The organism is Agromyces cavernae (genome assembly GCF_021044935.1).
GTDB classification, from domain to species: Bacteria; Actinomycetota; Actinomycetes; order Actinomycetales; family Microbacteriaceae; genus Agromyces; species Agromyces cavernae.
Window position 1 is genome coordinate 477,380 of the sequence record NZ_JAJNMP010000003.1, and the last position, 25,933, is coordinate 503,312.

Below are 25,933 nucleotides of genomic sequence, written 5' to 3' on the forward strand. Positions count from 1 at the left end.
CGATGAAGAAATGGACACGCTGGGAGGACTGGGTGGCGATCGCCGTCGGCATCGTCGTGGCCGTGTCCGCGCTGCTCATGCCCCCGATGGGGTCATCGCTCGCGCTCATGCTCACGCTCGGCGCACTGTTGATCGTCTCGGGCGTCGTGAACCTCGCGATGCCGGGCATGGTCGCCATGGAGTACGTGCAGGGGGCCCTCGGCCTGCTGCTGATCGTCTCGCCATGGATCGGCGGATACGCAGACCCGATGACCTTCGGTCCCGCCTGGATGTCGTGGATCGGTGGAGCCGTCGTCGTCATCGTCGCCGCCCTCGCCATCCGCCCGAGCATGAAGGCGCATCACGACGCGATCACGCACTGAGCCGATCACGCACTGAGCCGATCACCCACTGAGCACCGATCCGATCACGGGGCGGGCGCGCACGCGTCCGCCCCCCTTCCCGTTCGAGAGAGCAGGCCATGACCGAACCGCCGGGCACTCGCGAGCGCATCCTCGACGCTGCGGAGCGCCTCTTCGCCGAGCGCGGCTTCGACGCCACGCCGACCTCGAGCATCGCCGCGGCGGCCGGGGTGCCGAAGGGGCTGCTGTTCTACTACTTCCCGACGAAGCACGACCTGCTGCGCGCGCTGGTGTCCGAGCGACTCGACCTCGGGCCCATCGACGCGAACGCCCTCGTCGAGCCGGGCGACCCCGTCGGCGCCCTGCTCAACCTCTCGAAGGCCCTCTCCGACATCCAGGCCGAGTCGGCGGTGCTCGGCGTCATCGTCTGGCGCGAACAGCGCACGCACCCCGATGTGCGGGCGAAGCTTCGCGAGTATCGACAGCAGGTGCAGGGCATCGTCGAGCGGGTGCTGCGCGGCAGCGTGCTCGCCCCGATCGCCGCGCGTGCGCTGCACGCGGCCGCCGCCGCCTGGGTGGCGATCCTGTCGATCCGGCCGCATGCCGACCACGGGGAGTCAGGCGAAGACGCCGGAATCGACCTTCGGGCGCTCGCCGAGCTCATCTGCGCCGGGCTCGACGCCTCGGCCGCGCCCGCGTGACTGCGGGGCGTCGCCCCGCGAGGCGTCGCCCCGCGAACCGCGGCCCCGCGAATCGTTGCCCGTCGAGGCGCGACGCGCCCGCACGCACAGTACGAGCATGATGCCGCACGAGACGAGGTAGAACGTGTGCAGCGCCCAGATCGGCCCGAACGGCAGGCTGAACACGTACAGCGAGTAGGCCACGTTCGCTGCGTTGATCATCAGCAAGCTCGACAGGCTGTACGACGAGACATCCCGCGTGCGCAGCGCCTTGCGCAGCATCGGCAGATTGCTGACCGCGAAGACCACGGTCGAGATCGTGCCGGCGAGGATCGGGATGTCCATGACCAGAACGCTAGGCGCGACATCCGATCGCCCGCGTCGGCCGAACCGCGCATCTTGGTCGGCCGGCCGCATGGGTAGATCTATGTAGACGCGCCTGCGGGTGGGCGTCGCTTCTTGTCGAGCTGGGCGTCGATCTGCGACATCCGATCGGTGATGATGCGGCGCAGCAGGTCATCGGGCACCGGATGTTCCGCAGTGAACTGCAACGCGCCCGGCGACCAGTCGAAATCGTCGAGGTCGGCGGCGAGGCCGGGCAGCACCTGCCCGCTGAACGGGTAGAGGCCGAGGTGCGCCTTCGCCTCCAGCACGGCGACGAGGCCCTTGCCGCGATAGAGCAGCGCCGGCATGCCGTAGCTCTCACCCTCGGTGGCGTCGGGCGCGAGCTCGCGAGCCACGGTGATGACGTGTTCGAGCGCCGTGCGGTTCTCGCCCTCGCGCGCGGCCAGGTAGTCGGTGACGATGCCCATGGCGGGCATCCTACTCGCGGGGCTATCCTCGCCACATGGTCGTCCGAGTGCGCGTGACCGTGCAGGGTGCGGTGCACGGCGTGGGGTTCAGGTTCGGCACCCGTGTCGAGGCGCAGCGACTCGGCGTGGCCGGCTGGGTGCGCAATCGATCGGATGGCGCGCTCGAGGCCGAGGTCGAAGGCGAGGCCTCGGCGGTCGATGCGATGCTGGCGTGGTTCGACGAGGGGCCGCCCGGAGCCAGTGTCACGATGCTCACGACCACCGACCTCGAGCCGACGGGCGAACCGGGGTTCCACATCAGGTCGTGAGGGTCGTGAGCCCGCTTAGACGAGCCCGTTCTCGTAGGCGTACGCCGTGGCCGCCGCCCGAGTCGAGAGGCTGAGCTTGCCGAAGATGTTGCTGACGTGACGCGCGACGGTCTTCTCGCTGAGTGAGAGACGTTCGCCGATCGCGCGGTTGGTGAGCCCGGTCGAGACGAGGCGCAGCACCTCGACCTCGCGCGGCGTGAGCACCCCGGCGCGGCGATCTCCGATCAGGTCCTCGAGCTCAGCGAGCGCAGGGTTCGCGCCCAGCGAGGCGAACACACCACGCGCCCCGTCGAGTTCTGCGCGCCCCTGATCTGCCTCGCCCAGCGCTCCGAGAGCACGACCGACGAGCACCCTTCCGCGGGCGGTCTCGTAGGGGACGCCGAGCGCGCGCCACCCCTCGACCGAGGCGCGCGCCGATACGAGTGCCCCGGCTGCGTCGCCCTCGGCGAACCTGACCTGCGCGTCGGCGAAGGCGATCGCGGCGGACAGCATCGGAGTCGGGATGGGGCCTCCGAGCGTCGTCAGTTCACGGAGTGTTCGCCGCGCCGCTCCCGGGTCCCCTGCGGTGACCTCGATCTCGACGACGGCAGGAAGGAGGGAGCGCCGAGTGAACACGTCTGCCGCGGACGCGCTTCGCAGGATCTCCTCGCGCGCCCGCGTACCCTTCCCCTGCGCGAGGTGGAGGAGCGCGAGCCCCGGCTGCGGGTCCCAAACGGTCTCACCGGCCCGCCGGTACGACTCCTCGGCGGCGTGCGTCGCTCCGCGAAGTCGCTGGACCTCTCCGTGGTAATACGGCGCCCCGAACACCGCTCGATAGTCGCCCGCCCGCAATCGCGACATCGCCAGGTCAGCGGCCGAAGAGGCCTCGGACCACGCGCCCTGCAGGACGAGGAGCGAGGATCGAAGCGCGTACCGTTGGCCGCTGTACGTGACGAGGTCGGGCTGTTGCCGACACCAGTCATCCAGTGCTCTGGACCACGCCACGGCGCGGTCGAAGTCGAATCCCATGAGTGCCGTGACGACTACGGTACAGAGGATGACCCCTGACGGGATCGGCCCGACGTCACCGCGGGCGACGGCCTCGACTGCGGCGTCGAAGCACGCGAACGCGGGGGCGTCCTCGCCCATCTCGACGAGGCAATTCCCTCGGCTGAACACGGCGATGGCAGCCAGCTCACCATCACCGAATCGCTCTGCAATGGCCTCGATCTCGCGGAAACGCTCTGCGGCGCCGCTCGGATCACCGCTGGCGAGTTGTGCGATCGCGGGCGGCACGCGGACGAGTCCGGTGACGGAACTCGGATGCTCGACGCCCTCCGCGAGACGAATGCCGCGCGGCAACCACTCGACGTAGTGCGCCATGTCCCCGAGCTCGATCAAGTAAAGCGCGAGCCAAGCGGCCGTCCTCGCAGCCCCCTCGAGATCGTGACTCGCGACGGATACGGAGTGCGCGCGAGTCAATGCGTCGACTGCCGCCCCAGCCTCACCACGCAGGAACGCCGCCGTCGCGAGCAACTCCAGATCTGTCGCGGCCAGTCCGCTCGAAGCGTCAGCGGTGGCGAGCTGCTCGTACGCCTCAGCCCAGCGCCGATCGGCCGCGGCCGCGCGGCCCGCGTCGAGTGCGCTGGACGAGGTCATGTCGCTCCCCCGCCGGTCGCTCCCAGTGGCAGGTCGGCGCCGGCGCTCGTGCGGGAACGGTACCGCCGATTCGTCGGGCTCCGCAAGGCCCGGCCTCCGCGAGGCCTGCAGGAGGGCGACGGGACGATGCGCGCGAGAGCAAGCAGGGGCGCGGCCCGCGGGAGTACGATCGCGACATGGAGACGGTGCGCGTCGACGCCATCGATGTCGCGTACCGGCGCAGCGGAGCCGGCACCCCGATCGTGCTCCTGCACAGCGCGTTCGGCGACTCGTGCGACTGGGCGAGCGACATCGTGGCACTCGGAACCGACCACGAGGTCGTCGCCTGGGACGCTCCCGGGTGCGGTGCGTCGAGCGATGTGCCGGCGGGCTGGACGGATCGGGATTGGTCCGATGCGCTCGCCGGGTTCATCACCGGACTCGGCCTCGACCGCCCGGTCGTGTGCGGCCTCTCGCTCGGGTCGGTCATGGCGCTGCTCCTCGCCCGCGACCATCCCCGCGCGCTGCGGGCCCTCGTGCTCGCCGGGGCGTACGCCGGCTGGGCGGGCTCGCTCTCGGCCGCCGAATTCGATCGCCGCGTGGCCTCGGTCGAGGCGACCATCGACCGCCCGCCCGCGGACTGGGCCGATGCCTTCCTCGAGTCGGTGTTCCCGCCGGATGTCTCGGCTGAGCGGGTGGCAGCCGCCCGAGCGTCACTGCTCGCGTGGCGCCCGGCGACGACGAGGGTGCTGCTCTCCTCGCTGGTCTCCCTCGACCTCCGGCCCGCGCTGCCGCACATCGACGTCCCGACGCTCGTCGTGCGCGGGGAGGCCGACCAGCGAAGTCCGTGGCGCGCAGCCCTCGCGATCGCGAGCACGATCCCACACGCGCGGTTCGTCGAGTTGCCGGGCCTGGGCCACGACTGCACGGGGCCGGGGTTCGACGTGCTGGTCCGCGACTTCGTCGCGCGCCTCCCGGCAGCGGCCTGAGGCTCGGCCCTGACGACGAACGACGAAGGGCCCGCCGGCGAACCGGCGAGCCCTTCGTGCAGTCGGCGTCGCGACTAGATGGCGTTGACGTCCAGCGGGATGCCGGGGCCGAACGTGGTCGACACGGCGCCCTTCTGGATGTAGCGGCCCTTGGCGCTCGACGGCTTGAGACGCACGACCTCTTCGAGTGCGGCCTTCGTGTTCTCCTCGAGCTGCTCGCTCGAGAACGACGCCTTGCCGACGACGAAGTGCACGTTGGCGTGCTTGTCGACGCGGAACTCGATCTTGCCGCCCTTGATGTCGGAGACGGCCTGGCCCACGTTCGGGGTCACCGTGCCGGTCTTCGGGTTCGGCATGAGGCCACGGGGGCCGAGCACCTTGCCGAGACGGCCGACCTGGCCCATGAGCTCGGGGGTCGAGACGGCCGAGTCGAACGCGGTGTAGCCGCCGGCGACCTTCTCGATGAGCTCGGCGCCGCCGACCTCGTCGGCGCCGGCTGCGATCGCGGCCTCGGCCGCGGGGCCCGTCGCGAACACGATGACCCGGGCGGTCTTGCCGGTGCCGTGCGGGAGGATGACGGTGCCGCGCACCATCTGGTCGGCCTTGCGCGGGTCGACACCGAGCTTCAGCGCCACCTCGACGGTGGAGTCGAACTTCGCCGAGCCGGTCTCCTTGGCGAGGGCGACGGCCTCGCTCGGGGTGTAGTACTTGCCGGCCTCGATCTTCTCGGCCGCGGCCCGGTAGGCCTTGGACTTCTGTGCCATGTTGGTTCTCCTTGAGAGAGTGTGGTCATCTGCGCCTGGCGGGCGCTGCCACGAGTGTGAGTTCTGAAGATGGATGCCTCAGCCGAAGCATCCACCAGCCGGTTTCGAGACGGCGCTGCGCGCCTCCCCAACCAGCGGAAGCGGCCTTATTCGACCGTGATGCCCATCGAGCGAGCGGTGCCCGCGATGATCTTCGACGCGGCGTCGATGTCGTTCGCGTTGAGGTCGACCATCTTCTGCTCGGCGATCGCGCGGACCTGGTCCTGCGTGAGCTTGCCGACCTTGGTGGTGTGCGGGACGCCCGAGCCCTTGGCGACGCCGGCGGCCTTCTTGATGAGCTCGGCGGCGGGCGGGGTCTTCAGGATGAAGGTGAACGAGCGGTCTTCGTAGACCGTGATCTCGACGGGGATCACATTGCCGCGCTGCGACTCGGTCGCCGCGTTGTAGGCCTTGCAGAACTCCATGATGTTCACGCCGTGCTGACCCAGCGCCGGACCGATGGGCGGTGCGGGGTTGGCGGCGCCGGCGTTGATCTGAAGCTTGATCAGACCAGTGACCTTCTTCTTCGGTGCCATGATTTCTCTCTTTCTGTTCGAACGCCCGCTCCTCGAACTCGTCGAAGGGCGGGGCACTCTCCCGCAGGCCCGGCGGATCCGGGATGCGGTGGTCGGGGGGGTCGTGCGCGAGCGCACAACCTGTCAATGATAACGGAAAGTCGCCGGTCGAGTAGCGAAGCGTATCGAGACCCGGTGCGAGGGTCTCGATACAGCGCTGGCGCGCCTACTCGACCGGCGACAGAGTTTCTAGAGCTTCGTGACCTGGTCGAAGCTGAGCTCGACCGGGGTCTCGCGCTCGAACAGCGAGACGAGCACGGTGAGCTTGCCGCTCTCGGGCTTGATCTCGCTGATCGTGCCGGGAAGGCCCGCGAACGAGCCGTCCTTGATCGTGATGGTCTCGCCGACCTCGAAGTCGACCTCGGCGGGAAGCTGACGGGCTGCACCGGTCGCGGCACCGGCCTTCGCACCCTTGGCGGGGGCGACGTCCTTGATCTCGACGAGGCTCTTCAGCATGCCGAAGGACTCTTCGAAGCGCAGCGGAGTCGGGTTGTGCGCATTGCCCACGAAGCCCGTGACACCAGGGGTGTGGCGGATGACCGACCAGCTCTCCTCATTGAGCTCCATGCGCACGAGCACGTAGCCCGGGATACGCACGCGGGTGACCATCTTGCGCTGGCCGTTCTTGATCTCGACGACGTCTTCCATGGGCACTTCGACCTGGTAGATGTAGTCGGCCATGGCCATCGACTCACGGCGCTGCTCGATGTTCGCCTTCACGCGACGCTCGAACCCGGCGTAGGAGTGGATGACGTACCACTTGCCGGGGAGGAACCGAAGCTCTGCGCGGAACTCGGCGTAGGGGTCGGTGGTCTCTTCTTCTTCTTCGGTGACGGCCTCGAAGGCGGCCTCGGCCTCTTCGGGCGAGTCGATGTCGAGGGCGTCGTCGATGACGGCGTCGGCCTCGGGATCGTTCGACTCGGCCATGGCGTCGAGCACGGCATCGAGGTCGACCTCGTTGCCCTCGTCGTCGACGACGTGCACCGCACGCTGCTCAGCGGGCTCGACCGAGTTCTCGTCGTGCTCGAGCGAGCTGCCCGTCTGGGCCTCGTCGTCTTCTGCCGACTGCTCAGCGGCAGTGGCCCAGTCGACGTCGTCGCGCTCAATCTTTGACACTTGTCTCAATCCTTCTCTCGCGTGCGCCTACGGCGAACCGGGTACCTCGAGCCGAAGGCCCGATCAGGCCCCGCCCGTTCCGAAGACGTACAGCACCAGCCACCCGAACAGCTGGTCGAGCCCGTACACGATCGCCATCATGATGATGACGAACACGAGCACCACGACCGTGAAGCTGAAGAGCTCTCTGCGGGTCGGAGTGACGACCTTCTTCAGTTCAGCGATGACCTGCCGGATGAACAGTGCGATGCGCGAAAAGGGATTCCGACGCGCCGCGCGCTCGCGCTTCGCGTTGGCGACGACGTCTTCACTCGGCTCGTCGATTACTTTTCGTGCCACTTCGTACACCTTTCGTGGGCCGGCATTCATCGCCGGCTCGCAGGGCGGACAGGACTCGAACCTGCAACCTGCGGTTTTGGAGACCGCTGCTCTACCAATTGAGCCACCGCCCTATGGATGCCCGGGACCTGCCCGGCCTTCCACGGGTTGAGATTTCCACGACCCGAACCTCGCAGAACCCGTGAAAACGGGCGCAGTGAAGCTTGGCCGACTCAACAACCTCACCAAGTGTATGCGACCGGGTTGGCAGAGTAAAACCGAGGCGGAACCGGGCGGATGCCGCGGCGCGAGCAGGGGCATCCGCTCGGCAATCACGCGAACTGCGTGATGACGGCGCCGGGCCGCGTGCATACGGTCACGATCAGCACCAACCGTGCGCGGCCGAACCGAGCCCTGCACATCGAAACGAATGCAAGGGAGTTGTTCCACATGAGTGACACCCAGGTGACCGGTTGGGTCGGATGGGGCTGGTTCGCCGGCATCGTCCTGCTGATCGCCGGTATCTTCGATGCGGTCAGGGGGTTCATCGCCCTCCTCCAGCCCGACAGCGCGTACTTCGTCGTCAACGGGAACCTGTTCCTGCTCGACGTGCAGGGCTGGGGCTGGTGGCACCTGATCATCGGCGCGCTGCTGATCCTCGTCGCGATCGCCCTCTTCACGGGGGCCACGTGGGCGCGGGTGATCGCGATCATCCTCGCCGCGGTGAGCGCCATCAGCCAGCTCGCCCTGCTGCCGACGCAGCCATGGTGGTCGCTCACCGTGATCGCCCTCGACATCTTCGTGATCTACGCGCTCACGGTGCACGGCAAGGAGATGAAAGCGGCCCGCGAGGGCTACTAGCGCCGCTTCCTCGGCAGGGCGAGGGCGGTGCCCGCGAGTGCGAGCACCGCTCCCGCCACCGCGGCGTACCAGGCCGCGTCGGCCGGCACGTCGAGGTAGACCGCGATGCCGAGGATGCGCGAGAGCCCCCACGGCACCAGCGCCATCTGGTCGTTCCAGGCGGTGAGCGCGGCCTCGACGCCGATCACGCCGATGAGGGCGCCGAAGGTCGCGAGCACGATGCCGACCCCCGCGATGACGACGCCTGCGGCGCGGCGGCCGCCGATCTGGGTGGCGAGCGCCCACGCGGCGGCGACGATGACCCAGCCGAACGCCGCGAAGGCGACGGTCACGTAGAGCGAGCGCGCGAACGGGTCGGTCCAGAACGCGAACCAATAGCCACCCGGCCCGGTGGCGGTGAGGACGGCCAGGAGCAGGCCGACGCGCAGCGTCGCGGCCCCGCCGATGGCGGCGAGTACCGGCCAGGCCGGTCGCCGACCGATGAGGCGCAGTGCAAGGAGCACCACGAGCACGAAGACGAGCCATGACCCGAGCGCCACCAACAGGTGCGCCGGGGCGAGGAACCAGGTCTGGATGCCGCGGCTCCCGACCAGCAGCACCGCGGGCACCGCGACGACGAGGACGCGGTCGAGCGGCCCGAGACGCTCGGTGACCTCGGCTGCGCGCCAGGGCCGCGTGCCGGCCACCCAGAGCGCACGGGCAGCGCCGGCTCCGCGGCGACGAGACCCACTGCGCCCGGCGAGGATCCCGTACACCAGCCACGCCGCGAGCAGTACGAGCGCGATACGGGCGGCCCACGCCATCGGGAGGTCGCGCTCGGCGCGCTCCACGCCGAGTTCGGCCGCCGTGAGGTTGTAGGCCGGGTAGTAGGGATCGCCCGCGTAGGCCGCCTCGTGCGCGGCGGCGGATGCCTCGAACGCCCGCCGCGCGGCATCCCACTGCTCGTGCGCGGCGGGGTCGCGCGTGTCGTGCCACTGCGCCTGCCGCAGGAACATCGCGCGGTAGTCGCCGAGCATGTCGTAGGTGCTCGCCTGGTAGTCGAGGGTGTCGAGGAACGCCGTGCGCAGCTCGGGGTCACGCCAGGTCGCGGCATCCGTCGCCTCGATCGACGCACGCATGCGCTCGACGGCGGCGAGTGCACGGTCGCCGCCGACGATCGCCTCGTCGAGGTCGTCGCGGCTTATCTCGTAGATGACGTCGAGCACGGCACTGTCGCCGGTGACGATGTCCCACTCGAAGATCCACATCATGGGCGGTGGTTCGAGGCCGATCGCGAAGACCCGCCGGTCGGCGAACGGGCCGATGTACAGCCCATCGGTGATCGCCTCGCGCGACTGCGCCATCGCCTTGCCGATCGCCTGCACCGTGGCCGGGTCATCCGAGAACCATCGACGAGCCCAGTCGGCGGTGATCGCCGCCGGGTCGGCGTCGGGGTCGCGCGCGAGCCGCACGGCGAGCTCGGTGTTGAGCTCGTAGAGCTGCCAGAACCCGGCCTTCAGCTCGAGTGAGAGCGGGCCGGCCCGCCAGGGGCCGCCGTCCTGCGTCCACGTCCAGATGCCCTCGACGTTCGGGTTCGCGGCGATGAACCGTTGCAGCGCCTCCTGGTAGAGCACACCGAGGTCGTTGGGGAAGGCGCCGAAGTTCTCGAACTCGCGCCGGCTCTGGAACTCGACGATGCGGCGCTGGTGGCCGACCTCAAGGGTGTCGTTGAACGGGAGGTGGCTGTAGAAGTCGCCGAGGGTGTACTTCGTCGACACGATGAGCCGGTCCGAGTCGATGCCGTCGAGCACCGCATGGTACGAATCGGCGTTCGTGTGCATGTCGCCGACCGCGCCGACTCCGACGCTCCAGCTGCGGAAGATCACCTCGCGGTCGGCGCGCTCGGCCTGCTCAGTGAACGCGGTGAGCATCGCGCGCACCCCGTCGACGCTGGTGACCGCCAGCGCGGAGTAGTAGTCCCAGCCCGGAAGGTCGTAGACGCGGCCCGCCTCGCCGATGCGGATCAGCAGGCCGTCGAGGTAGGGCATCGCCTCGTACAACTCGTCGAGTCCGGCGGCATAGACGTCCCAGAACTCGGGGTTCTCGGTGTCGAGGCTGCCGAACCGCTGCTCGAGGTACCGCTCGAGCGGTGTCGTGAGCGCGAGCATGTCGGTGCGGAAGTACACCTTCAGACCGAGGTCGTGCGCGTACTCCCACATCGGGCCGAATGCCGCGCGCATCGCCTCGGCCCGGGCGACGTGGGTGTCGTCGGGCCCGTACACGTCCTCACCGTCGCCCACGCCTTCGAAGGTGAGGTACTCGATGAAGCCCGGGATCGCGATCGCGTTGTACCCCTCGGCGAGCACGTGCTGCACGTAGGTCTCGAAGTCCGCCCGGGCGACCTCGAGTGCCGCGTCGTCGATGTACGGCGCCTCCGGCAGGATGACGTCGGCGAACGCCTTCGAGTTGTGCGAGTAGTCGTCACCGGCCGCCCACTCCGCCTCGTCGACCGTCACGCCGACCGCGCCGAGGTCGACCATGCGGAACCCGAGTCGCGATTCGACCGTTTCGCCGAGGTGCTCGGTGACCGACCGCCGATCGCGCACGGCGGCGGCCAGGTCGTAGACGCCGCGCGCGGCGCCCGCCTCCCCCGCGGCGACGATCCGCAACGCGCTCGCCTCGCCTTCGAGGCGGTACGACTCGTCATCCGCTGGGCCGTCGCCGGCGACGATCTCGAGCGTCGTCGTGCCTTCGGTCGCCTCGGCTTCGGAGATTGCGGCCTGCAGTTCACCGACGGCGAGATCGAGCCGGGCCGATACCGGCGCCGCGATATCGGTGAATGCCGGCGGCGCCACGGCCGCGGTCTCGGGCAGGGCGGTCGGCGTCTCGGTCGGGAGGTCGGCCGGCTCGCTGCGGATGCCGAGCTCGTCTCCGATGACGAACGCGACCCCGGCGCCGAAGGCGAGGAGCAGTGCGAGCGCGATCCCGACGAGCACCGGTCGCCGGGGGTGCGTCTTCACGCCGAGCAGCGTAACAAGAGTGGGTCAGATGTCCCAGTTAAATCTTCGCCCCGACGCGATCGCGGCACGCCGACTGGCCCGCGGCATAGATTGGGCGTATGTCGATCGACCGTGCGTCACGCCGGGTTCCCGAGCCGCGCAGCAGCGCCGAGGTCACCGGCGAGCACTCGCAGTTCCGCCTCGATCTCGAGCGCATCAGGTTCTCGCCGTACTTCTCCCGACTGTCGGCGGTCACGCAGGTGATCGCGCAGCCGGGCGCGGGCCCGTTGATCCACAACCGGCTGACGCACTCGATCAAGGTGACGGCGGTCTCGCGCGCGATCGCCGTGAAACTGACGGATGCCGCTTCACCGACCCGCGCGTTCGCACTCGCGCACGGCTGCGACGCGGTCGTCGTGCAGGCCGCGGCGAGCGCCCACGACCTGGGGCACCCGCCCTTCGGGCACCTCGGCGAGCGCGTGCTCGACCGCCTCGCACGCGAGACGCTCGGGCTCGAGGACGGGTTCGAGGGCAACGCGCAGAGCTACCGCATCCTCACGGCGCTCGACGTGAGCGAGGCGGCGCCGCGCGGCCTCAACCTCACGGCGGCGGTGCGCACGGCGGTCGCGAAGTACCCGTGGACGACGTACGTCGACGGCGATGCGCTCGGCGACGGGCCGGTGCCGCGCGGCATGCGCCGCACCGCCGACGGCGTCGAGGCGCAGAAGTACTCGGCGTACGGCATCGACGCCCACGACCTCGAACAGGCTCGGTCGGGACATCCGTCGCTGCAGCAGTCCCTCGAGTGCTCGATCATGGACATCGCCGACGACATCGCGTACTCGATCCACGACGTCGACGACTTCTACCGCGCGGGCGTGCTCAGCCAGGGTGACGTGGCGCGCGAGTTCCGGGGCTGGATGGAGACGGGTACCGAGCTTCGCGACCTCGACGACGAGACGCTCGCGGCGCGCACCGCACCGCCGGGGAGCGCGCTCGAGGGGCTGCGCCGCAAGCTGTTCCGCAGCGACCCGTGGATCGCCGATGACGACGCCTTCGCCGACGCCGTGCACGGGGTCGCCGACGACCTCGTCGACGGCCTGCTCGCGAGCCCGTTCGACGGCTCGATCGCGTCGGAGCGGGCGCTCTCGTCGTTCACGAACCGGTGGATCAGCCACCTGCAGTCGTCGGTCGTGCCGGCGGCGCCCGACGTGGTGCGTTCGGGACTCGTGACCCTCGACCGCCGAGCCTGGCACGAGGTCGAGACCCTGAAGTTCGTGCACCGGCACTTCATCCTCGACCGAGCCGACATCATCATGTACCAGCGAGGCCTCAGCCGGGTGCTCGCCCGTGCGGTGAAGGGGCTCAGCGCCTGGGCGACCGACGAGCACGACCGCGACCGGGTGCCGCAGCGACTCAAGGAACTCGTGGAGATCGCGACCGACGGCTACGCGAGGCTCCGCGAGACGCGACCCGACAGGGTGCCGATCCCCGACCCGGCCGACGTGCGTCGGCTCGGCGTCGGCCGCGGCGTCATCGACTACGTCGCCTCGCTCTCCGACGACCAGGCCCTCGCGGTGTCGGAGGCCCTCGACGGCCGGCCCGACCGGTTGTGGGACATCGGGAAGAACCTCTGATCGGATTGCGCGTCGCGGCGAGTCGTCGCGCCCCGCGTTCACCCGGCCGCCCCCGAACCTTCGCCTTCCGGTCACGCGCGCGCCGTTCGCGCTCGATTGGCTCCGAGGCATGAGCCGAACATCCCTACGCCGCGCGATACCGCGCACCCTCGCGATCGCCGCTGCTGTCGCCACCGCCATCGCCCTCGTCCCGTCGGCCGCCCTCGCGGCCGACGATGATCAGGGCCAGGGCTCCGGTCCCACCGTCAAGACCCATGTGCCGACGCTCGTCGCCCGCGCGACGCTCTCGGCCGATCACCTCGAGGACGGGCCCGCTTCGGGCGCGCTCGCCTCGGCGGCCAACGGCCGGCAGGGCCCGTGGGACGGCCAGGTCATCCCCGGCTTCTCGGCCGCCATCGACAACGGCGACGGCACCTTCTGGGCGCAGCCCGACAACGGGTTCGGCTCGAAGGGCAACTCGGCCGACTTCCTGCTGCGCAACTACCTCGTGCGCCCGGCCTGGCAGACCGCCGAGGGCGGCGACGGCTCGATCGCCGTCGAGCGCTTCATCTCGTACAACGACCGCAATGACGTGCTCGACTTCGAGATCGTCAACGACGGGACATCCGATCGCCTGCTCACCGGCGCCGACTTCGACATCGAGTCGGTCGTGCGCGCGAAGGACGGAACATTCTGGGTCGGCGAGGAGTTCGGGCCGTTCCTGCTGCACTTCGATGCCGAGGGCACCCTGCTCGAGAAGCCGTACTCGCTCGCGGGCGCGAAGTCGCCGCAGAACCCCTACCTGGAATCGGGCGAGACGCCTCGCGTTCGCGCGAGCCGCGGGTTCGAGGCGCTCGCCGCCTCGAAGAACGGCCGCTACCTCTACCCGGTCATCGAGGGCTCCTACGCCGACGAGACCGACCTGCGCCGTCGCGAGATCCACGAGTTCGACACGAGGGCCGGCGCCTACACCGGACGCACCTGGAACTACGAGACCGACCAGGAGGCGAACGTCATCGGCGACGCCTTCACCGTGAAGAACGACGTGCTGCTGCTCGTCGAGCGCGACGACTTCGAGGGCGACCAGTCGGTGACCAAGCGGGTCTACGAGATCGACCTGAAGCGCACCGACGCCCGCGGATTCGTCGAGAAGACGCTCGTGCTCGACGCGCTGCGCATCGCCAACCCCGACGGCATCGGCGCGGGGGACGGGTACGGCACCGGCGAGGTGTTCTCGCTGCCCGTGCAGTCGTTCGAGACCGTCGTGCAGCTGAAGGACGGCCGCCTGCTCATCGGCAACGACAACAACTACCCCGGCAACGACGCACGCATCCCGGGCGCGCCCGACGACACCGAGTTCGACATCATCGACCTGCGCAAGACCCGCATCGAGCCGTCGGACGTCACCCTCGTCGGCCACCGCGGCGCGAGCGGCCACCGCCCCGAGCACACGCTCGCCGCGTACGAGACCGCGATCGTGCAGTGCGCCGACTACATCGAGCCCGACGTCGTCGCCACTAAGGACGGCGTGCTCGTCGCCCGTCACGAGAACGAGATCAGCGGCACGACGGATGTCTCGTCCCGGGCCGAGTTCGCGGACCGCCGCGCGACGAAGGTCATCGACGGGGTGAACGTCACCGGATGGTTCACCGAGGACTTCACGTTCGCCGAGCTCCGCACCCTGCGGGCGAAGGAGCGCCTCCCGCTCACCCGGCCCGCGAACACCGCCTTCGACGGCCTCTACCAGGTGCCCACGCTCGACGAGGTCATCGACCTCGCCCGGCGCTCGGTGAGCTGCGACGGCCGCCAGGTGGGCGTCTACCCCGAGACGAAGCATCCGACGTACTTCGACTCGATCGGCCTCTCGCTCGAGGAACCGCTCGCGGCCGCGCTGCAGGCGAACGACGTCGACCGCGCCGACGCACCCGTCATCCTGCAGAGCTTCGAGGTCGGCAACCTCCGCGACCTCGACGACCTCACGAACGTGAAGCTCGCCCAGCTCATCAGCCCGTCGGGTCGGCCCTACGACTTCGTCGCGGCGGGCGACCCGCGCACGTACGCCGACCTCGTGACCCCGGCAGGGCTCGCCGAGATCGCCGGGTACGCCGACGGCGTCGGCCTCGAGAAGTCGGTCATGATCCCGCGCACGGCATCGGGCAACCTCGGCGAGCCGACCTCGGTGATCGCCGACGCGCACGCGGCCGGGCTGACCGTGCACGGCTGGACGTTCCGCCTCGAGAACCAGTTCCTTCCGGTCGAGTTCCGCTCGAGCGCCGACCCGAGCGCCCCCGGCGACCTCGTCGGCGAGATCGGCGTGTTCCTCGCGGCCGGCATGGACGGCTTCTTCAGCGACCACCCCGACGTCGCGGTCACGGCGGGCTGATCGAACCTGCACCACGCGACGGGTGGGCGGATGCGAGGCATCCACCCACCCGTCGCATCGCAGGGTCATGATGACCACAGACATACCCCACGCGGCATCCGCTCGCTCTAGGCTGTGAGGGTGACCGAGCACCCGCGCCTCTCCGCCCGAATCGCCGCCATCGCCGAGTCTGCGACCCTCAAGGTCGATGCGAAGGCGAAGGCCCTGCAGGCTGAGGGCCGGCCGGTCATCTCGTATGCGGCGGGTGAACCCGACTTCGCGACGCCCGAGTACATCGTCGAGGCGGCGCTCGCGGCGACTCGCGACCCCAAGAACTACCGCTACACGCCCGCGGCCGGCCTGCCCGACCTGCGCGAGGCGGTCGCGGCGAAGACGCTGCGCGACTCGGGGCTCGAGGTGTCGCCCGGCCAGGTCGTCGTGACGAACGGCGGCAAGCAGGCGGTGTACCAGGCGTTCCAGGTGCTGCTCGACGAGGGCGACGAGGTGCTCGTGCCGACGCCGTACTGGACGACCTACCCCGAGGCCATCAAGCTCGCGGGCGGGCGGCAGGTCGACGTGTTCGCCGGAGCCGACCAGGGCTATCTCGTCACGGTCGAGCAGCTCGAGGCCGCGCGCACCGAGCGCACCAAGGTGCTGCTGTTCGTGTCGCCGTCGAACCCGACCGGTGCGGTCTACTCGGCCGAGCAGACGAAGGCGATCGGCGAGTGGGCGCTCGAGCACGGCATCTGGGTCGTCAGCGACGAGATCTACCAGAACCTCACCTACTCCGACGAGGTCGGCGGCCCGGCGCCGCGCGCGGTCTCGATCGTCGAGGCGGTGCCCGGGCTCGCGAACCAGACGATCCTCGTCAACGGCGTCGCCAAGACCTACGCCATGACCGGGTGGCGGCTGGGCTGGATGGTCGGCCCCGCCGACGTCATCAAGGGCGCCGCGAACCTGCAGTCGCACCTCTCGTCGAACGTGTCGAACATCTCGCAGCGTGCCGCGATCGCCGCGCTCAGCGGCCCGCAGGACGCGGTCGAAGAGATGCGTCAGGCGTTCGACCGCCGTCGTCGCACGATCGTCGCCGAACTCTCGAAGATCGAGGGCGTCACGGTGCCCGTGCCGCAGGGCGCGTTCTACGTGTACCCCGACGTCACCGGGCTGCTCGGCCGCGAGTGGGGCGGGGTCACCCCGACCACCTCGCTCGAGCTCGCCGACCTCATGCTCGAGCGGGCCGACGTCGCGGCGGTGCCCGGTGAGGCGTTCGGGCCGTCGGGCTACCTGCGGTTCAGCTACGCGCTCGGCGACGCCCCGCTGCTCGAGGGCGTGCAGCGCCTGCAGCGACTCTTCGGCTGAGCCGCCCCTCGGGGTAGGGTCGGCACCAGCGGGCACGACGGCGTCCCCGCCGAGGAGGACACGATGAGCAACCACACCTACCGCGTCACCGAGATCGTCGGCACCTCGCCCGACAGCATCGACACCGCGATCCGCAACGGCCTGGCGCGCGCGGCGGCGACGATCCGCAACATGGACTGGTTCGAGGTCGTCTCGGTGCGCGGCGAGATCGAAGACGGGGCGGTCGCCCACTTCCAGGTCACGCTCAAGGTCGGCTTCAAGATCGAGGATCCCGCGTAGCGCCGAGGTTCAGGCGCGCAACTCACTGCGCGCCTCGGCGATCACGGCGTCGGCGATCGCATCGAGCAGCGGTGATCGCAGGTTCCACTGCTGCCAGTACAGCGGCACGTCGATCGGCGACCCGCCGAGCCGCACGAGCTCGCCCCGCTGGAGTTCCGCCGCCGACTGGAATGCCGGCAGCAGCCCCCAGCCGAGTCCGAGCTTGATCGCGGTGGCGAAGTCGTTCGATGCCGGCACGTAGTGACGCGGCGGCCGGTCGGCATCGATACCCCGGCCCACGAGGTATTCGCGCTGCAGGTCGTCGCGGCGGTCGAAGTCGACGACGGGCGCCGTGGCGAGCGCGTCGGCCCCGCGTTCATCGGCCACGCCCCATTGCTCGGCGAACCCGGGCGTCGCCACGGCCTCGTACCGCATGACGCCGAGCGGGCGCACGATGCAGCCCGCCACGGGAGTCGCCTGCGACGTGACGGCGCCCATGACCGTACCCGATTCGAGCAGGCCGGCGGTGAAGTCCTGATCGTCGCGGTGCAGGTCGAAGACGACCGGATGCCGCTGCGCGACCCGCGCGAGCGCCGGGAGGAACCACGTCGCGAGCGAATCGGCGTTCACCGCGAGCGGCACCGACACCGGCCGGGCGGCGACGCCGTCGGCCTCGGGGTCGCCCTCACCGAGGCCGAACTCGGTCAGCGCATCGTGCTCGAGCAGTGCCAGTTGCCGCGCGAGGCGCACGATCGCCGCACCCGCCTCGGTCGGCCGGGCCGGCTTCGACCGCACGACGAGCACGCGGCCCAACTGGTGCTCGAGCGACTTCACGCGCTGCGAGACCGCCGATGGGGTGAGGTGCAGGCGCCGGGCCGCGGCGTCGAAGGTGCCCTCGTCGATGACGGCGGCGAGTGTGCGGGCGAGGTCGAGTGGGATCTCCATCTGAAGCAATGCTAATGCTCATGAAGAATCTCCAGCTGGATTGATGTCACGATGGCTCGTACGGTCGATTGCGTGATGTTCTCCTCGGCACTCGCGGGCCTCGGCCTCGGCCTTTCGCTCATCGTCGCCATCGGCGCGCAGAACGTGTTCGTGCTCCGACAGGGCATCCGCCGTGAACACGTGTTCGTCGTGGCCGCGATCTGCGCGCTCAGCGACCTCACCCTCATCATCGTCGGGGTCTCGGGTATCGGGGCCGTACTGCAGGCGGTGCCCTGGCTCGTCGACGTCATCCGGTGGGTCGGCGCCGCCTTCCTCGTCGGCTACGGCGTGCTCGCCGCGCGGCGGGCGTTCAAGCCCGGCGGCGAGGCGCTCGTCGCCGACGAAGCCCAAGGTCTCGATACGGCCCTGCGGGCACACTCGACCGACGAGGAACGCACCGGCCACGGGACATCCGCCACCGTGCTCGCGCCGACGCGCACGCGACCGGCGCGCTCGACGCTGACCGTCGCGGTGCTCACCTGCCTCGCGCTCACGTGGCTGAACCCGCATGTCTACCTCGACACGGTGTTCCTGCTCGGATCGGTCGCGAACACGCACGGCGACGGGCGCTGGGCGTTCGCCGCGGGTGCGGGCGTCGCGAGTATCGTGTGGTTCTTCGGCCTCGCCTACGGGGCGCGGCTGCTCGGCAGGGTGCTCGCGAGCCACCGCGCGTGGCGCATCCTCGACGCGCTGATCGCCGTCGTGATGGTCACACTCGGCGTGCTGCTCGTGCTGCCGCACTGAGTCGGTTTCGGGCGCGCCGCCCTCCGTGCTAGCGTTTCGGCATCGTGAGTACTGACACCTGTCGCTGCTGTCGCCGCTAGGCGATCGTCTCCCCGACGATCCCAGGGCGCGAATCCTCACGCGCCGCCGACCGCAGCCCCCGTGCTCACGCCGCATCCGACGCGTCCGCGTCAGCTCCGCGGCATCCGCTCCCGAGGCACTCGTCTCGAATCGGATGCCACGCAGCCGACGTCGAAGGATGCCGGGGCCGCCTCATCGTCGGCGCACCATCCGGCACCTCGAAAGGACCAGCACATGTCCGGCATCCCCATCCTCGACCTCTCCCTGCTCAACGGCACGACCGAGCAGCAGGCGCAGTTCCGCGACGACCTCCGCCGTGCGACGCACGAGGTCGGCTTCTTCTCGCTCATCGGCCACGGCGTGCCGACCGAGCTCATCGACCGCGCCTACGCCGCGGCGCGCGCGTTCTTCGCGCTCCCCGAGTCGCACAAGCTCGCGATCGAGAACGTCACCAGCCCGCACTTCCGCGGCTACACCCGCATGGGCGGCGAACGCACGCTCGGTCGCGTCGACCTCCGCGAGCAGATCGACCTCGGCGCCGAGCGCCCGGCCGTCCCGATGACGGCCGACACCCCCGACTACTGGATCCTCGAGGGACCCAACCTGTGGCCCGAGGCGCTGCCCGAGCTCCGAGCCGTGTCCGAGGAGTGGATCGCCCGGCTCGACGAGGTCGGCACGCGGCTCCTGCGCAGCTGGGCCGAGGCCCTCGGCGCGGCGCCCGACACCTTCGACGCCGCCTTCGAACGCCCTTCGCCGTACCTGAAGATCGTGCGCTACCCCGGCGTCTCGGCCGAGCAGCCCGCGCAGGGCGTCGGCGCGCACAAGGACCTCGGCGTGCTCACCCTGCTCTCGGTCGAGGACGGCAAGGCCGGCCTGCAGGTCGAGAAGGACGGCGAGTGGATCGACGTCACCCCGCCCGCGGGCGCCTTCGTCGTGAACATCGGCGAGCTGCTCGAGATCGCCACGGGCGGCTACCTCAAGGCGACCCTGCATCGCGTGGTGTCGCCGGCACCGGGTACCGAGCGCATCTCGATCCCCTACTTCCACGGCCCCGCGCTCGACGCCGTCGTCCCGACGATCGAGCTCGCCCCCGAACTCGCCGCCGAGGCGCCCGGCATCACCCGGGACCCGGCGAACCCCCTGCACGCCGTCTTCGGCGAGAACTGGCTGAAGAGCCGGCTCCGCGCCCACCCCAACGTCGTCGAGGCCCAGCACCCGAGGCTCCTCGTCGGCGCCTGACCGAGTTGTGGGAGCGCCGCTCGCCCGCGAACTCACGTGAGGTGTCGAAAACGGCTACCGCCGTTCGTCGTACCTGCGTAGCGTGATCGAGAGAGAGGAATCCACCATGGAATACGCGCTGTTGTATGCAGAGGGCACGGACGCCCTGCCCTACGTCGCCGCCGACGACAACGTCGGCGAGTGGGTCGACGAGGTCGTCGCGCGCGGCGTCTCCGAGTTCGGCGAACGGCTGCGCCCCGAGCAGGATGCCACGACCGTCCGCGTGCGGGGCGGCGAACTGCTGGTGAGCGACGGTCCGTTCACCGAGTCGAAGGAATCGATCGGCGGGTTCGACGTCATCGACGCCCGCGACCTCGACGAGGCGATCGAGATCGCATCGCGGCACCCGGTCGCGTCGTTCGGTCGCGTCGAGGTACGCCCGTTCATGCGATGGCCCGACGCGGAGCCCGGCGCCCGCATCGTGCCGGCCGGTTTCGCCGAACGGGTGCCGGCGGGCCGGCGGTACCTCCTGCTCGTGATCGTCGACCCCACCGGTGAGCGTCCCGCGAGCGACGGCGCCGATGCCGACAACGATCCCGAGGCGTGGGTGACCGAGATGGACGGCCGCGGCGTGCGTCTCTTCGGCGAGGTGCTGCGCGGCCCGGAGGACGCCACCTTCGTGCGCCGGAGGAACGGCGAAGTGCTCGTCGCCGACGGGCCCTTCACCGAGGCGAAGGAGTGGATCGCGGGCTTCGACCTGCTCGAGGTGGCCGACCTCGCCGAGGCGATCGAGGTCGCGTCGAAGCATCCGATGGCCCGTGGCGGCACGCTCGAGCTGCGCCCGCTGTGGCCGTTCGACCCGCACGAGGACCACACCGAACGGGTCGAGCGCGAGGCGGCCGAGGTCGCGGTGCGACTCGAGCCCCGCGCGGCCGACGCGGTCGGGGCCGTCGCGGGGGCGGGGTCCTGACGCAGGCCGGTCGCGCGCACGGCGCGCCGGATGCGGCTCCGCCCGAGCAGGGCGGGGCCGTTCCGGTCGACGTCGATCGGGCGCTCCGCGACGCGTTCGACGGCGAGTGGGCGCGCGTCGTCGCGACCCTCATCCGCATTACCGGCGACTGGGACGTCGCCGAGGAGGCTGCGGCAGGGGCGTTCGAGCGGGCGACCGCGACCTGGCCGCGCGACGGGATTCCGCGCAATCCGGGTGCCTGGCTCACGACGAGCGCTCGACGCATCGCGCTCGACAGGCTGCGGCGCCGCGGCGTCGAGGCGGCGAAGGTGAACGAATGGCTGTTGGACGCCCGGGCGGACGGGAGCCTCGACGGCCCCGTCGATCCTGCCGACGTCATCGCGCGCGGCGGGGACCCGGCGTGGGACGACCGGCTCCGTCTCGTCTTCACGTGCGCCCACCCGGCGTTGCCGATGGAGGCGCACGTCGCCCTCACGCTGCGCACGGTCGGCGGGCTGGAGACCCGCGAGATCGCGAGGGCGTTCCTCGTGCCGGAGTCGACGATGGGGCAGCGGATCGCTCGGGCGAAGCGCAAGATCCGGAACGCCGGGATCCCCTATCGCGTGCCGCCGGCCGACGCATTGGCCGAGCGGCTCGGCGGAGTGCTCGCGGTCGTGTACCTGATCGCGAACGAGGGCTACCTCGCGTCCTCGGGCGATCGGTTGCAGCGCCTCGATCTCGCGGCCGAGTCGATCCGGCTCAGCCGCCTCCTCACCGACGTGATGCCCGAGGCGGACGAGGCCCGGGCGCTGCTCGCACTGCTGCTGCTGCAGCACTCGCGAGCGGCGACCCGCGTCGACGGGGCAGGCGACCTGGTGCCGCTCGCCGAGCAGGATCGCGCGCACTGGGACGCGCACGAGATCGCCGAAGGGCTCGCCCTGCTCGCCAGGGGGTCTCGGGCCACTCGTGCGAGCGACGGCCCGTACCGCCTGCAGGCCGAGATCCAGGCGGTGCACGCACGTGCGGCGACCGCCGCCGAGACCGACTGGGCCGAGATCGCCGCCCGCTACGACGATCTCGCGCGGCACGCCGACTCGCCGTTCGTCCGGCTGAACCGCGCGATCGCGATCGGCGAGGCGAACGGTGCCGGCGCCGGGCTCACGGCCCTCGCCGAGGTCGAGGCGGAGGGCCGCCTTGCGGGGTACCATCTGCTGCCGGCGGCGCAGGCGGAGTTCCTGCGCCGTGCCGGCCGGCTCGATGAAGCGGCAGCCCGTTGCCGCGACGCGATCGCGCTCGCGCCGACCGAACCCGAACGGCGATTCCTCGAACGTCGGCTGGCCGAGATCTCGATCCGATAGGCGGCGTCGGGGCAGCACCCGTCAGGCGATATCCACCGATCGGTGGATGCCGGAATCCGACGGTCGACCGCTGCCGCTGCGGCCCGCGCGCTGCCACGCTGGTACCCATGAAAACCAACGACGCGGCCGTGCAGGTGCGGGAGCTCCGCAAGACCTATGGCCAGAAGAACGCGGTCGACGGGGTGAGCTTCGACATCAGCGCCGGCGAGACGTTCGCCCTGCTCGGGCCGAACGGGGCCGGCAAGTCGACGACGATCGAGATCCTCGAGGGCTACCGCAGCCGCACGGGCGGCGAGGTCAGGGTGCTCGGCACCGACCCGGCGAAGGGCGGCCTCGACTGGAAGTCGCGGCTCGGCATCGTGCTGCAGTCGACCGGTGAGACCGGTCTCGTCACCGTGGCCGAGCAGCTGAAGCACTTCGCCGGGTTCTACCCGAACCCGCGCGACGTCGACGAGGTGATCGCCGCAGTCGGCCTCGAACCGCAGGCGAAGACCCGCATCGCCAAGCTCTCGGGCGGCCAGCAGCGCCGCGTAGATGTGGCACTCGGCATCATCGGCCGGCCCGAGCTGCTCTTCCTCGACGAGCCCACGACGGGCTTCGACCCCGAGGCGCGCCGCCACTTCTGGCAGGTCATCCGCGGACTCAAGGCCGAGGGCACCACGATCCTGCTCACCACGCACTACCTCGACGAGGCGGCCCAGCTCGCCGACCGCGCGGGCGTGATCGCCGGCGGGCGACTCGTCGACATCGGCGGCATCGACGAGATCGGCGGGGCCGACGCCCGTGTGCCGCTCGTGCGGTGGCGCGACCGCGACGGGGCACTCCGCGAGGAGCACACCGACGAACCGGGCCGTGTCGTGGCATCCGTCGTCGCCTCGCTCGGCGGCGAACCCGCCGATCTCGAGGTGATCCGTCCGAGCCTCGAGGACATCTACCTGCAACTGATCCGCAGCGTCGACAGCGCTGCCCAGCCCGAGGAGGTGCTCGCATGAGCATGGTCACGCTCGGTGCCTCGCGCATCGGTTACGAGACGAAGACGTACTTCCGCTCGCCCGACACGCTGTTCTTCACGTTCTTCTTCCCGTTCGTGATGCTCGCCATCTTCACGGCCGCGTTCAGCGCGCAGGGCGAGGTCGGCCCTCCCGGGGCCGAGATCTCGATCGGCGCGTACTACCTGCCCGGCATGATCGCCGCCGGCATCCTGCTCTCGGGCGTGCAGAACCTCGCTGTCGACATCGCGATGGAGAAGAGCAACGGAACGCTCAAGCGACTGGGCGGCACGCCGCTGTCGCCGATCAGCTACTTCCTCGGCAAGATCGGCCAGGTGTTCGTCACCGGAGTCCTGCAGGCGGCGCTGCTGATCCTGGCCGGATGGCTCGTGCTCGGCATCGAGCTGCCCACCGAGCCCGAGAAGTGGTTCACGTTCGCGTGGGTGTTCGTGCTCGGGCTCGTGACGTGCGCACTCGTGGGCATAGCGCTGTCGGCGGTGCCGCGCAGCGGCAAGAGCGCGACCGCCGTGGTGATCCCGATCGTGCTGCTGCTGCAGTTCATCTCGGGCGTGTACCTGCAGTGGAACATGCTGCCGGCGTGGCTGCAGGACATCGCGAGCCTGTTCCCCCTCAAGTGGATCGCGCAGGGGATGCGCTCGGTGTTCCTGCCCGATGGCTGGGAGGCGCTCGAGCAGAACGGGTCGTGGAACCTGACCGGCGTCGCGATCGCGCTCGGCATCTGGCTCGTCGTCGGCCTCGTGCTCAGCCGGGTGACCTTCCGCTGGATCCGGCGCGACGCGTGACCCCCGTGCGGGATCAGCGGGTGCATCCGGTGCGAGAGTAGGGCCATGCACAACATGCGCTGGTGGGATGCCGCCGTGATCGGGATGGCCCTGATCACCGGCGGCATTCTCGCCATCGACCCGCCGTACGGGATGGCGGAGTACGGCGCCTGGGCGGCGATCGGCGTGTTCGTCGTGCTGTACTTCGCCTTCGCCCGGCGTGTGATGCGACGGCCGCGCGCCCCGCACGATCTCATCCTCGCCGCGCTGCTCGCCGTGGTGCTCGGAGTCGGCTTGTCATTCGAGCCGTTCCTGTCATTCCTGCAGGCGATCGTCTATCCGATGGTGTGGGTCGCCTCAGCGAACCTGCGCCGGGCGATCATCGGCAATGTGATGGTGGGGGCGGGGGTCTTCGCGGGGTATTTCGCCTGGACGAACTTCGAGAACCCCCTGCTGGCCGGCGGTGTCGCGACGCTCTCGGTCGCCTTCAGCCTGTCGCTCGGGCTCTGGATCACCCGTATCGAGCAGGCCGGAGAAGAGCGCGGGCGCCTGCTCGCCGAGCTCGAGTCGATGCAGGACGAACTCGCCGCGATGCACCGCGACGCCGGCGTCACGAGCGAACGCGAACGTCTCGCCCGTGAGATCCACGACACGCTCGCGCAGAGCCTCACCGGACTCGTGCTGCTCGCCCAGCGGGCATCGCGAGAGATCGAACCGACGGATGCCGCGACGCAGACCATCGCGCTCATCGAGCAGACCGCCCGCGAGGCGCTCGGCGAGGCTCGCGCCCTCGTGGCCGCGAATGCGGCGGTGCCGGTGGAATCGGGCCTTGCGGTCGCGCTCGTGCGACTGGGCGAACGCTTCGCCCGCGAGACCGGCGTGCATGTCGAGACCCGGGTCGACTCCGTACGCCTCGACCGCGACCTCGAGGTCGTGCTGCTGCGGTGCACGCAGGAGGCCCTCGCGAACGTGCGCAAGCACGCGCACGCGACATCCGCCCGGGTCGATGTGATCGCGCGTGACGGCGAGGTGGAGCTCACCGTCGAAGACGACGGCGTCGGGCCGGCCGGCGCCGACGAGGAGTCGGGATTCGGCGTCAGCGGCATGCGCGAGCGCCTCGCGCTCGTCGGTGGCCGGCTGAGCCTCGAACCGGGCGCGGCGACGGGCACCGTGCTCCGGGCGACCGTGCCCGTCCGAGAACGAGAGGTGGATGCATGATCCGCGTGCTGGTCGCCGACGACCACCCCATCGTGCGGGCCGGCGTCGTCGGCCTGCTGTCGGCGGCGGTCGACATCGACGTGGTCGGCGAGGCGGCCGACGGGATCGACGCCGTGCGACTCGCCGAAGAGCTCGAACCCGACCTCGTGCTCATGGACCTGCGCATGCCCGCACTCGACGGCGCCGAGGCCACCGCCCGCATCATCGCGGCACGCCCGAACGCGAAGGTGCTCGTGCTCACGACCTACGAGACCGACGAGCACATCCTCGGCGCGATCGAGGCCGGCGCATCGGGCTACCTGCTGAAGGCGGCGCCCGAGGCCGAGATCCTCGCCGGCGTGCGGTCGGTCGTCGCGGGCGAGACGGTGCTCGCACCCTCGATCGCCGCGAAGCTCGTGTCACGGGTGCGGCAGGACGCGACATCCGCCGCCCCCTCGCTCTCACCGCGCGAGCTCGAGGTGCTGCAGCTTGTGGCCGACGGCCGCTCGAATCCCGAGATCGCGCGGGCGCTGTTCATCGGGGAGGCGACCGTGAAGACCCACCTGCTGCACGTGTTCGAGAAACTCGACGTGAACGACCGCACGCGTGCGGTCACCCGGGCGATGGAACTCGGGCTGCTGTGAGCGCCGGTCGGTCGG

The 25,933-nt window shown here is 70.3% G+C and carries 26 protein-coding genes and 1 tRNA gene; 17 read left to right on the top strand and 10 right to left on the bottom strand.

Features of this window, described 5'->3' with window-relative positions:
* The first annotated feature begins 2 nt into the window (after positions 1–2).
* Entirely contained in the window at positions 3–362 is a 360-nt protein-coding gene (locus LQ757_RS13530; protein WP_231047772.1) for an SPW repeat domain-containing protein, read from the top strand.
* A 98-nt stretch (positions 363–460) separates the two neighbouring features.
* A complete protein-coding gene (locus LQ757_RS13535; RefSeq protein ID WP_231047773.1) occupies positions 461–1,042 on the top strand; it encodes a TetR/AcrR family transcriptional regulator in 582 nt (193 codons plus the stop codon).
* Here the strand turns inward: LQ757_RS13535 and LQ757_RS13540 are convergent.
* Both LQ757_RS13540 and LQ757_RS13545 read right to left on the bottom strand, forming a co-directional pair.
* Positions 959–1,366: a PQ-loop domain-containing transporter gene (locus tag LQ757_RS13540; protein ID WP_231047774.1), complete on the bottom strand. Its 408-nt coding sequence runs from the start codon at positions 1,364–1,366 to the stop codon at positions 959–961. The genes LQ757_RS13535 and LQ757_RS13540 overlap by 84 nt on opposite strands.
* 80 nt (positions 1,367–1,446) lie before the next feature.
* A complete protein-coding gene (locus LQ757_RS13545; protein ID WP_231047775.1) occupies positions 1,447–1,833 on the bottom strand; it encodes an iron chaperone in 387 nt (128 codons plus the stop codon).
* Positions 1,834–1,868: 35 nt separating this feature from the next.
* Here LQ757_RS13545 and LQ757_RS13550 point away from each other — a divergent pair, with 35 nt between their 5' ends.
* The gene (locus LQ757_RS13550) at positions 1,869–2,141 is read left to right on the top strand and encodes an acylphosphatase (protein WP_231047776.1); all 273 of its coding nucleotides are present in this window, start codon (positions 1,869–1,871) and stop codon (positions 2,139–2,141) included.
* A gap of 15 nt (positions 2,142–2,156) precedes the next feature.
* Here the strand turns inward: LQ757_RS13550 and LQ757_RS13555 are convergent, their stop codons facing one another.
* Complete coding sequence (locus tag LQ757_RS13555) at positions 2,157–3,779, bottom strand: helix-turn-helix domain-containing protein (RefSeq protein WP_231047777.1); 1,623 nt, start codon at positions 3,777–3,779, stop codon at positions 2,157–2,159.
* A 176-nt stretch (positions 3,780–3,955) separates the two neighbouring features.
* On the opposite strand from LQ757_RS13555, the gene LQ757_RS13560 reads away from it, so the two are divergent.
* Positions 3,956–4,747, top strand: a complete 792-nt coding sequence (locus LQ757_RS13560; RefSeq protein WP_231047778.1) for an alpha/beta fold hydrolase — start codon at positions 3,956–3,958, stop codon at positions 4,745–4,747.
* A gap of 74 nt (positions 4,748–4,821) precedes the next feature.
* Here LQ757_RS13560 and rplA read toward each other — a convergent pair whose 3' ends face one another.
* The 5 genes from rplA to LQ757_RS13585 form a co-directional block, all read right to left on the bottom strand.
* On the bottom strand, positions 4,822–5,511 hold the full coding sequence (gene rplA, locus LQ757_RS13565; RefSeq protein WP_231047779.1) for a 50S ribosomal protein L1: 690 nt from the start codon (positions 5,509–5,511) through the stop codon (positions 4,822–4,824).
* A gap of 146 nt (positions 5,512–5,657) precedes the next feature.
* Entirely contained in the window at positions 5,658–6,086 is a 429-nt protein-coding gene (gene rplK, locus LQ757_RS13570; protein WP_231047780.1) for a 50S ribosomal protein L11, read from the bottom strand.
* Positions 6,087–6,314: 228 nt separating this feature from the next.
* Positions 6,315–7,241, bottom strand: coding sequence for a transcription termination/antitermination protein NusG (nusG, locus tag LQ757_RS13575; protein ID WP_231047781.1), 927 nt, complete (start codon positions 7,239–7,241; stop codon positions 6,315–6,317).
* A gap of 63 nt (positions 7,242–7,304) precedes the next feature.
* Positions 7,305–7,580 carry a preprotein translocase subunit SecE gene (gene secE, locus LQ757_RS13580; RefSeq protein WP_231047782.1) on the bottom strand — a complete coding sequence of 92 codons (276 nt, stop codon included), beginning with the start codon at positions 7,578–7,580 and terminating at the stop codon, positions 7,305–7,307.
* A gap of 40 nt (positions 7,581–7,620) precedes the next feature.
* A tRNA-Trp gene (locus tag LQ757_RS13585) sits at positions 7,621–7,693 on the bottom strand.
* Between the two features lie 316 nt (positions 7,694–8,009).
* Here LQ757_RS13585 and LQ757_RS13590 point away from each other — a divergent pair.
* Complete coding sequence (locus LQ757_RS13590) at positions 8,010–8,420, top strand: DUF7144 family membrane protein (protein WP_231047783.1); 411 nt, start codon at positions 8,010–8,012, stop codon at positions 8,418–8,420.
* Here LQ757_RS13590 and LQ757_RS13595 read toward each other — a convergent pair.
* Complete coding sequence (locus LQ757_RS13595; RefSeq protein WP_231047784.1) at positions 8,417–11,419, bottom strand: hypothetical protein; 3,003 nt, start codon at positions 11,417–11,419, stop codon at positions 8,417–8,419. The genes LQ757_RS13590 and LQ757_RS13595 overlap by 4 nt on opposite strands.
* A gap of 98 nt (positions 11,420–11,517) precedes the next feature.
* Here LQ757_RS13595 and LQ757_RS13600 point away from each other — a divergent pair, with 98 nt between their 5' ends.
* The 4 genes from LQ757_RS13600 (at position 11,518) to LQ757_RS13615 (ending at position 17,014) form a co-directional block, all read left to right on the top strand.
* Entirely contained in the window at positions 11,518–13,035 is a 1,518-nt protein-coding gene (locus tag LQ757_RS13600; protein WP_231047785.1) for a deoxyguanosinetriphosphate triphosphohydrolase family protein, read from the top strand.
* A 109-nt stretch (positions 13,036–13,144) separates the two neighbouring features.
* Entirely contained in the window at positions 13,145–15,397 is a 2,253-nt protein-coding gene (locus LQ757_RS13605) for an esterase-like activity of phytase family protein (RefSeq protein WP_231047786.1), read from the top strand.
* A gap of 120 nt (positions 15,398–15,517) precedes the next feature.
* The gene (locus LQ757_RS13610) at positions 15,518–16,735 is read left to right on the top strand and encodes a pyridoxal phosphate-dependent aminotransferase (protein ID WP_231047787.1); all 1,218 of its coding nucleotides are present in this window, start codon (positions 15,518–15,520) and stop codon (positions 16,733–16,735) included.
* 63 nt (positions 16,736–16,798) lie between these two features.
* A complete protein-coding gene (locus LQ757_RS13615; RefSeq protein WP_231047788.1) occupies positions 16,799–17,014 on the top strand; it encodes a dodecin in 216 nt (71 codons plus the stop codon).
* A gap of 9 nt (positions 17,015–17,023) precedes the next feature.
* On the opposite strand, the gene LQ757_RS13620 is transcribed toward LQ757_RS13615, so the two are convergent.
* On the bottom strand, positions 17,024–17,938 hold the full coding sequence (locus LQ757_RS13620; protein ID WP_231047789.1) for a LysR family transcriptional regulator ArgP: 915 nt from the start codon (positions 17,936–17,938) through the stop codon (positions 17,024–17,026).
* A 75-nt stretch (positions 17,939–18,013) separates the two neighbouring features.
* Here LQ757_RS13620 and LQ757_RS13625 point away from each other — a divergent pair, with 75 nt between their 5' ends.
* The 8 genes from LQ757_RS13625 (at position 18,014) to LQ757_RS13665 (ending at position 25,918) form a co-directional block, all read left to right on the top strand.
* On the top strand, positions 18,014–18,721 hold the full coding sequence (locus tag LQ757_RS13625; RefSeq protein WP_231048187.1) for a LysE/ArgO family amino acid transporter: 708 nt from the start codon (positions 18,014–18,016) through the stop codon (positions 18,719–18,721).
* A gap of 294 nt (positions 18,722–19,015) precedes the next feature.
* A complete protein-coding gene (locus tag LQ757_RS13630; RefSeq protein WP_231047790.1) occupies positions 19,016–20,020 on the top strand; it encodes an isopenicillin N synthase family dioxygenase in 1,005 nt (334 codons plus the stop codon).
* Between the two features lie 106 nt (positions 20,021–20,126).
* The gene (locus tag LQ757_RS19425) at positions 20,127–20,969 is read left to right on the top strand and encodes a YciI family protein (RefSeq protein WP_308195629.1); all 843 of its coding nucleotides are present in this window, start codon (positions 20,127–20,129) and stop codon (positions 20,967–20,969) included.
* On the top strand, positions 20,966–22,306 hold the full coding sequence (locus tag LQ757_RS13645; protein WP_231048189.1) for an RNA polymerase sigma factor: 1,341 nt from the start codon (positions 20,966–20,968) through the stop codon (positions 22,304–22,306). Before LQ757_RS19425 ends, LQ757_RS13645 begins: the two co-directional genes overlap by 4 nt.
* A gap of 107 nt (positions 22,307–22,413) precedes the next feature.
* Positions 22,414–23,298, top strand: coding sequence for an ABC transporter ATP-binding protein (locus LQ757_RS13650; RefSeq protein WP_231047791.1), 885 nt, complete (start codon positions 22,414–22,416; stop codon positions 23,296–23,298).
* The gene (locus LQ757_RS13655) at positions 23,295–24,098 is read left to right on the top strand and encodes an ABC transporter permease (RefSeq protein ID WP_231047792.1); all 804 of its coding nucleotides are present in this window, start codon (positions 23,295–23,297) and stop codon (positions 24,096–24,098) included. The genes LQ757_RS13650 and LQ757_RS13655 overlap by 4 nt, the downstream gene beginning before the upstream one ends.
* Positions 24,099–24,143: 45 nt before the next feature.
* A complete protein-coding gene (locus LQ757_RS13660) occupies positions 24,144–25,295 on the top strand; it encodes a sensor histidine kinase (protein ID WP_231047793.1) in 1,152 nt (383 codons plus the stop codon).
* Complete coding sequence (locus tag LQ757_RS13665) at positions 25,292–25,918, top strand: response regulator (protein ID WP_231047794.1); 627 nt, start codon at positions 25,292–25,294, stop codon at positions 25,916–25,918. Before LQ757_RS13660 ends, LQ757_RS13665 begins: the two co-directional genes overlap by 4 nt.
* Positions 25,919–25,933: the final 15 nt, after the last annotated feature.